The 6289-nt window shown below is 67.2% G+C and carries 9 protein-coding genes; 4 read left to right on the top strand and 5 right to left on the bottom strand.

Annotated elements, in window-relative coordinates:
* Positions 1-500 precede the first annotated feature (500 nt).
* Both ACWDOP_RS17310 and ACWDOP_RS17305 read right to left on the bottom strand, forming a co-directional pair.
* Positions 501-1838: a hypothetical protein gene (locus tag ACWDOP_RS17310; RefSeq protein WP_456345894.1), complete on the bottom strand. Its 1338-nt coding sequence runs from the start codon at positions 1836-1838 to the stop codon at positions 501-503.
* 132 nt (positions 1839-1970) lie between these two features.
* Complete coding sequence (locus tag ACWDOP_RS17305) at positions 1971-2453, bottom strand: MarR family winged helix-turn-helix transcriptional regulator (protein WP_456345893.1); 483 nt, start codon at positions 2451-2453, stop codon at positions 1971-1973.
* 50 nt (positions 2454-2503) lie between these two features.
* Here ACWDOP_RS17305 and ACWDOP_RS17300 point away from each other — a divergent pair, with 50 nt between their 5' ends.
* Entirely contained in the window at positions 2504-2920 is a 417-nt protein-coding gene (locus tag ACWDOP_RS17300; protein ID WP_456345892.1) for a nuclear transport factor 2 family protein, read from the top strand.
* On the opposite strand, the gene ACWDOP_RS17295 is transcribed toward ACWDOP_RS17300, so the two are convergent.
* Together ACWDOP_RS17295 and ACWDOP_RS17290 are read right to left on the bottom strand one after the other, a co-directional pair.
* Positions 2896-3198, bottom strand: coding sequence for a hypothetical protein (locus ACWDOP_RS17295; RefSeq protein ID WP_456345891.1), 303 nt, complete (start codon positions 3196-3198; stop codon positions 2896-2898). The two genes, ACWDOP_RS17300 and ACWDOP_RS17295, sit on opposite strands and share 25 nt — an antisense overlap.
* 70 nt (positions 3199-3268) lie before the next feature.
* Positions 3269-3640: a nuclear transport factor 2 family protein gene (locus ACWDOP_RS17290; RefSeq protein ID WP_456345890.1), complete on the bottom strand. Its 372-nt coding sequence runs from the start codon at positions 3638-3640 to the stop codon at positions 3269-3271.
* Between the two features lie 112 nt (positions 3641-3752).
* Between ACWDOP_RS17290 and ACWDOP_RS17285 the strand changes: the two genes are divergently transcribed.
* From ACWDOP_RS17285 to ACWDOP_RS17275, 3 genes are all read left to right on the top strand, one after another.
* Positions 3753-4721: an RNA polymerase subunit sigma-70 gene (locus ACWDOP_RS17285; protein ID WP_456345889.1), complete on the top strand. Its 969-nt coding sequence runs from the start codon at positions 3753-3755 to the stop codon at positions 4719-4721.
* Between the two features lie 256 nt (positions 4722-4977).
* Positions 4978-5220, top strand: a complete 243-nt coding sequence (locus tag ACWDOP_RS17280) for a DUF397 domain-containing protein (protein ID WP_456345888.1) — start codon at positions 4978-4980, stop codon at positions 5218-5220.
* A gap of 39 nt (positions 5221-5259) precedes the next feature.
* The gene (locus ACWDOP_RS17275) at positions 5260-5718 is read left to right on the top strand and encodes a pyridoxamine 5'-phosphate oxidase family protein (protein WP_456345887.1); all 459 of its coding nucleotides are present in this window, start codon (positions 5260-5262) and stop codon (positions 5716-5718) included.
* Here the strand turns inward: ACWDOP_RS17275 and ACWDOP_RS17270 are convergent.
* Positions 5705-6253: a DinB family protein gene (locus tag ACWDOP_RS17270; protein ID WP_456345886.1), complete on the bottom strand. Its 549-nt coding sequence runs from the start codon at positions 6251-6253 to the stop codon at positions 5705-5707. The two genes, ACWDOP_RS17275 and ACWDOP_RS17270, sit on opposite strands and share 14 nt — an antisense overlap.
* Between the last annotated feature and the right edge of the window lie 36 nt (positions 6254-6289).

Here is a 6289-nt window from a genome sequence, read left to right as displayed (position 1 = left end):
CCATCACCCAGTGAGTACATCGGCAATTCGAGCAGGTTCTCCACCGCGGCGGCGAGTGTGTCGCCACTCTGCGCGATTGTGGGTACCTTCCTCGAATCCATGCCTCTATTCTACTCCTTCATAGCAGGCATGAATAGACCAATTATATTGTGATACAACGCAATTCGGTCAAATTGACCCTAGTAAACGAGTGAAGTCCAAACTGCGCTCTACAAAGGCCGACGTCCATTGCTACATAGCGCCGCCAACCCGACCGACGCTGGATTCGGGCTTTCATGATCGCGATTCGGTCGCGTGCAATTCTCCGATGCCGCATTCGATCAAGAATTCGTGCGGAATATCCGGATGTCGGCGAGGCGTTCGAGGCCGAAGTCGATGGTGTGGGAGCCGTCGGGGTTGGTGACGGGTTCGACCCTGATGCTGATGAAGGAGAACCGCTGGGTTATCCAGACCCGAGACGGTTACCGCAGCCGACCTCGGGGCGGACTCCCAAACGACCCCTACGGGTCCAAGCCGTTGATTCGGAAATCGACGTGTGGTTCGCCCCGGTGGCTGCCGACGGCCGCGCGGATGTCGAAGGTCGTCCCTGCGGTGCTGAGGATGAAGACCCAGACCTTGGGCGTGGTGGCGACGCCGGCGCTGTCGGTGGGGTACGAGGCGTAGGCCTGTTCGGAGTTGCCGTCGAACGAGATTCGCATCGCCTGGCCCTTGGGGTTGTAGGGGGCGAAGTAGATGGCGACGCCGGGGAAGGGGACGCCGTTGGCCCTGCCGTACTTCACCGACAGGGGTGCGGCGGAGGTCCAGTCGTTGCCTATGCCGCCGCCGTGCACGGTCTGGTTGTTGCCGGAGACGATCGTGAGCACGGCGGCGGTGGGGTCGGTGGTTCCGGCATTGGTCCACAGGGCGGCGGTGCTCGGGGTCGTCCCCGCGTAGACCGCGAGGGTTCCCGCGTCGTCGATCGTGGCGACATAGCTGCCCTGCGCGCGGGCCTTGGTCGAGATCGCCCAGTACAGGCCCTGGTTGTGCCCGGGATCGGCGCCCTTGTAGACGCAGAGATTGCCGTCGGTCTGCATGACCGCGAAGCACGGAAACGCGGGCTTGGCAACGCGATTGGTCCAGTACGCCTGCCGCGTGGTCTGCACACCGCTGTCGGGCGGGGTGCCGCACACCAGGGTGAGCGCACCGGTGTCGGCGAGCGCCAGGCCGTACTTCCCGTTCGCCGATGTCAGTAGGGTGTTGCGTGAAATCCATTGACCCGCTTGCAGAGTGCCGCCGGTGGTGACGCGGTTGGCGGCGTAACTCTGGCCCGATTGCCAGGTGATGTTCGCCGGATCGAGTCCGTTGTCGGGAACCACGCCCTCGGGCGCGGATCCAACCTGCAGATTGCCGTCGGGCGCGAAGACCGCCCAGTATTTCGGCCCGGGGCCGCGCTGCCAGGTGTTCGTGGCCCAGCACGGTCCCTTGTTGTCCGACGGCCCGGTTCCGCGATAGATGACGAAATTGCCGTCGTTCTGGACGGTCGCGAAATACTGGCCATTGGTCTGGGCGGGATTGAACTTCCACTTCGGGTCGATGTGCGCGGAACCGGCGTCGCCGACCGCGGAGTAGTACGGCTGATTCGGGTCGATGTCGGCATAGGCGCCGCCGGTCGCGCCGGGGCGCGCGAAGTAGAACCGCAGATCGCCGTTGGCTTGCAGCACGGCGTAGAAGCCCGATAGCGGACCCTGCTTGAAGAAATAGTCGCCTACCCGCAGGAACTTCCCCGACGCGAGCGTCGACCCCTTGTTCGTCCCGGCGGGCGGAAGCAGGCTGCCGCTGTTCAAGCTGGTCTTGTTCATCGGCTTCTCGCTTCGCTCTCACCGACCATGCTGAGTTTCGATGGTCCGGTGGTGCGCCCGGTCCGGTCAAGCGGTTCGGGTGAAATCGACGTCCCGGCAAGGCAAGTCGTGCGCGACGCGCCGACTCCGCGGTCAGTGGGGTGGGAGCACCGCCCGGCGTTCGACGGCCTCGATCCCGCCGAGTTCGGCGAGCAATTCGGTGAGGAACGCGCGCTGTGCCGTGAGCCGGGAATCATCGAACCGCGCCGCGAGCCGGGCCTCGAGGTCCGCACGGGCGCGGCGGGCGGCGGCGACGGCGGCGTGGCCGCGGGAGGTCAGGCGGATGCGCCGGACGCGGGCGTCGGATGGGTCGGGCGTGCGCTCGCAGTAGCCGAGGCGTTCGAGCTCGGCGACGGCTTTGGACGCGCCCTGCTGGGTCATCGAAAGCTGTGCCGCCAGTTCGGTGATGGTGGGCTCGCCGGTGATGAGGTGCTGGAACAGGTAGCCGTGCGACATGCGCAGTTCGCCGAAGCCGTCCTCGGTCAAGCGCGCCTGAACCCGCGCCGCGGCGGCTTGGCCCGCGAACAGCGCGAGGGTTCCGGTGTCGAGTGAGCGGGGATCGAGGTCGGCGGGCATGCGGCTATTGTGCGTTGCACAACCTTAGTTGTGCAACTATGGTTGTGGATATGTCGAACATCGAGAATTCCAATGTCGAGATCGCGCTGCGCTACCACCGGGCGGTGTCGGATTTCGCGAGCGGGGAAGAGCTGGCCGCGTTCTTCCATCCGGACTTCACGCACCACGAGTTGCCGAACGCGCTGTTCCCGCTGGGGAACGTGCGCAGTCTCGACCAGGTGCGGGCCGCATCGGCGGCGGGACGGAAAGGCTTGAGCGAGCAGAACTTCGAGGTGCTCAACGCGATCGCCATGGGGGAGCAGGTCGCGCTGGAGGTGCTCTGGACCGGGACGCTGGCGGTGCCCGTGCGGGATCTGCCGGTCGGTCACGTGCTGCGGGCGCACATCGCCACCGTGCTGGAATTCCGGGCGGGGAAGATCATCGCCCAGCGCAACTACGACTGCTACGAGCCGCTGGTGCCCGCCTGATTCGGACGTCCTGTCGTGCGCAGGCGCACCGCCACCGCGATCGTCACGCAGGTGACCACGAAACTCCCGAGCATGCCGGAGAACAGCGCCCACTGACGCTCGTGATAGCCGACCAGGCAGAAGACGGACTGTACGTAGACGAAGATCGCGAGCATGCCGAGCGAGACGCCCGCGGCGCTGCGCGAGGCCCACATGCGGCGCAGTTGCAGGCCGACGGCGGCGATGTTCACGAAGCTCGCGCTCCACGCCAGCCAGTCGATGAGGGTCCAGAAGCTCACCGCGCCTCCGATTTCCGATGCCCGAGGGCGCCGGCCCCGGTGGTTGATCCGAGGCCGGCCCCGTTCGGGATCAGTGTGCCGCAGATCTTGCCGCCTCGAACGGCACGCGGTCGAAGATGAAGCGGCTCTGCGTGATTCGGCCGTCGACGATGGTGACGAGTTCGGCGCCCGGGCCGTTGGCGACCGGGAGGGTCGAGGTGTTGTACATGACCAGGGCCGTGGTGTCGTTGCCGAAGGCGGCGAACATCGTCGCGCCGACGAGCATCTGGCTGAACGGCTCGAGGAAGGCGCGATAGGCGGCCGCGCCCTCGATGCGGCCCGCCGGGGCGTCGCACACGATGTCCTCGGCGACGTACTTCATCGCGGTGTCCATGTCCTTGCCGGTCCAGGCGTGGAAGTAGTCCAGGGCGACGCGGACGGCGGGGCTGTCGTTGGTGATCATGTCGGTCTCGATTCGATCGGTGGGAAACGGTCATGGGTATAGACACCGACCCGCTCACGAACGGACCGGTGGCGTCCCGGCGAATGTCGGTCCCGGATGTCACGATGGCGGCATGACCGAGGCACTGGCGGCGGCGCGGAGCGGGGACGAGCTGGCGTTCGCGCAGCTCACCGCCCCCTATCGGGGTGAATTGCGGGTGCACTGCTACCGGCTGCTCGGGTCGCTGCACGACGCGGAGGACGTCGTGCAGGAGACGCTGCTGGCGGCGTGGCGGGCGCTGCCGGAGTTCGAGGAACGCTCCTCGATGCGGACGTGGCTGTACCGGATCGCCACGAACCGCTGTTCGAACGCCCGGCGCGACGCGAGCCGCCGGCCTCCGCAGCCGCTGCCGTTCGAGGTTCCCGAGCCCACGCGGGCGGGGGACGTGGGCTGGCTCGAGCCGTTTCCGGACAGCCTGCTGGATCCGGAGAAGAGCTACCAGGCGATGGAATCGGTAGGGGTGGCGTTCATCTCGGCGCTGCAGCGGTTGCCGCCGCGCCAGACCGCGGTGCTGGTGCTGCGAGATGCCCTGGAGTTCAGCGGGTCCGAGGTCGCCGACATGCTCGGCACCACGACCACGGCGGTGAAAGCCGCGCTGCAGCGCGCGCGGGCGACACTGCACGGCGATACCGAGGTGATGGATCCACCCGGGCGCGGTTCGGATACCGAGCGGGAGTTGACGCGTCGGTTCGCGGCCGCGTATTCGGCCCGCGATGTCGATGCGGTGGTGGCGCTGCTGACCGACGACGCGTGGCTCACGATGCCGCCGTGGCCGCACGAGTACCAGGGCCGAGGTGTGATCGCGGAGTTCTTGCGCGGGGTTCCGGCGTTTCGCGATCGAAATCCGTTGCGGCTCATCGCTACGCGCGCGAACGGTGGTCCGGCGTTCGGGGTCTACGCCAGGCTCGCGGGTGAGTCGGATTTCCGTGCGACGGGGCTGCTCGTCCTCGGTCTCGCTGGGGAGCGCGTGGGTATGCTCACCCACTTCCCGCCCGCCGATGTTTTCCCACGCTTCGACCTGCCGATTACGCTGGAGGCGTGAGAACCACCGTGATTCAGGCGGCGTGACGGCCGGTCGGTAGAGCAGCGTCCGATCCTGAGCGGCTCGCCGTTTCATCTCATCGAGTTCGAGAGTCCGATACTTCCCGCGCTGGCGTTGCGACGCACGGCATCATCGACGATCCGGCCCGGGTGCGCGAGCTGCGCATCATCTTCGGGCAGCAGGTGGAACGGGCGCTGAGCCGGGCGGACTCGCTGAGTCTCATAGAGCGAACCGCCGATGCGATAGCCTGAAAATCATGTGCGCCATGGAGATCCAGGACAACTCGAACAGAGTCTGGTTCAAGTCGTCCCGGTCCAATGACGGTCCCAATTGCGTAGAGGTTGCCTTCGACGGGGATCTGGTGCTCATTCGCGACAGCAAGTATTTGCGTGATCCCGCGAACGATCCGGCGCGGCAGCCGGTGCTCGCTGTGTCCGGTGCGGTGTGGGCGGCGTTCCTGGCCGGAGTGTGTGACGGGGAGTTCGCCGTCGCGGCCTAGCCGGCGGGCGGCGTGGTCGCGCGCGATTACGGTGTAGCCATGGAGGAACGCCGACTGCTCGAGGAGTACGTCGCCGGGGGCGGGCTCATGCAGCTCGCCACGGTGGGTGGCGACGGCACGCCTCGGGCGTGCAGCGTGTGGTACCTGCCGAGTTTCGGGCCGGATCGGCTGTACTTCATCTCGCGGCGGGATCGGGTGCACTCGACGAACATCGACGGGCGACCGGCTGTGGCGGGGGCGATCATCGTCGACCCGCCGGCCGAGCTCGGGCTGACGGGGCGGGGCGTGTCGTTCACCGGTACCGCGCGGCAGCTGCCCGGGACGGGCAACGACGCCGTGGTCGCTGCCTTCGCCGCGCGTTGGCCCAGGGCGAGTGGCGTGCTGAGTGCTATGCCTGATGCGGCCTCTCGGCTGTACGAGATCGCGGTCACCGAATGGGTGCTGTACGACGAGGAGAACTTTCCGGCGAGCCCGCGCCGGACCATCAGCGCGGGATAGTTTCGCTCCCAGCGGTGTTCGCGGCGCGCAGCAGCCGGAGCTGGCCGATCTCGGCGGCGTTCTTCATCAACTCGGCGTTGACCCAGGCGACCATGTGCACCACCGACTTGCCCGCCTCGCTCGGCCACGGGAATTCCGCCGGCGCGTCGAGTTCGGTGTCGGTGATCGCGTCCAGGATCGTGAGCCAGCGTTCGCGGAGGCCCCGCAGCCACTCGACGGTGTCGGCCCCGGGCCCCGGCCACCGAATCTCGGTGCGGTCGGCGGGCGTTCGATGTTCGCGGTGGTCGATCGACACGGTCCACCACCATCCGATATGCCAGGTGAGCCACGCGATGGTGGGGACGGGAATGGGATCCGGCTCGGAGTCCTCCCAGTCCGGAATCCACCCGCCGTCCCCGTCCGGCCGGACCGTCCACGTGAGCCCGGCGGGCTCCCACCGGAAGTCGTCGTCCCCGAGCCGTTCGAGGTGGTAGTCGAGCAGCGCCCAGACCAGCTCGAACTGGTCACGCAGCACGTCGATTCGCGAGATGTTCACGGCCGCATCCTGCCCGGCCCCTCGTCACCCGGCAAC

This window comes from Nocardia sp. NPDC003693 (assembly GCF_053981095.1).
Note: the sequence above shows the minus strand (reverse complement) of the source record. Positions and strands in the feature narration are given on the sequence as shown.

Coding starts and splice junctions, on each gene's coding strand:
- ACWDOP_RS17310 (WP_456345894.1), bottom strand. CDS start 1,838: ATGAACAAGACCAGCTTGAACAGCGGCAGCCTGCTTCCGCCCGCCGGG.
- ACWDOP_RS17305 (WP_456345893.1), bottom strand. CDS start 2,453: ATGCCCGCCGACCTCGATCCCCGCTCACTCGACACCGGAACCCTCGCG.
- ACWDOP_RS17300 (WP_456345892.1), top strand. CDS start 2,504: ATGTCGAACATCGAGAATTCCAATGTCGAGATCGCGCTGCGCTACCAC.
- ACWDOP_RS17290 (WP_456345890.1), bottom strand. CDS start 3,640: ATGATCACCAACGACAGCCCCGCCGTCCGCGTCGCCCTGGACTACTTC.
- ACWDOP_RS17285 (WP_456345889.1), top strand. CDS start 3,753: ATGACCGAGGCACTGGCGGCGGCGCGGAGCGGGGACGAGCTGGCGTTC.
- ACWDOP_RS17280 (WP_456345888.1), top strand. CDS start 4,978: ATGTGCGCCATGGAGATCCAGGACAACTCGAACAGAGTCTGGTTCAAG.
- ACWDOP_RS17275 (WP_456345887.1), top strand. CDS start 5,260: ATGGAGGAACGCCGACTGCTCGAGGAGTACGTCGCCGGGGGCGGGCTC.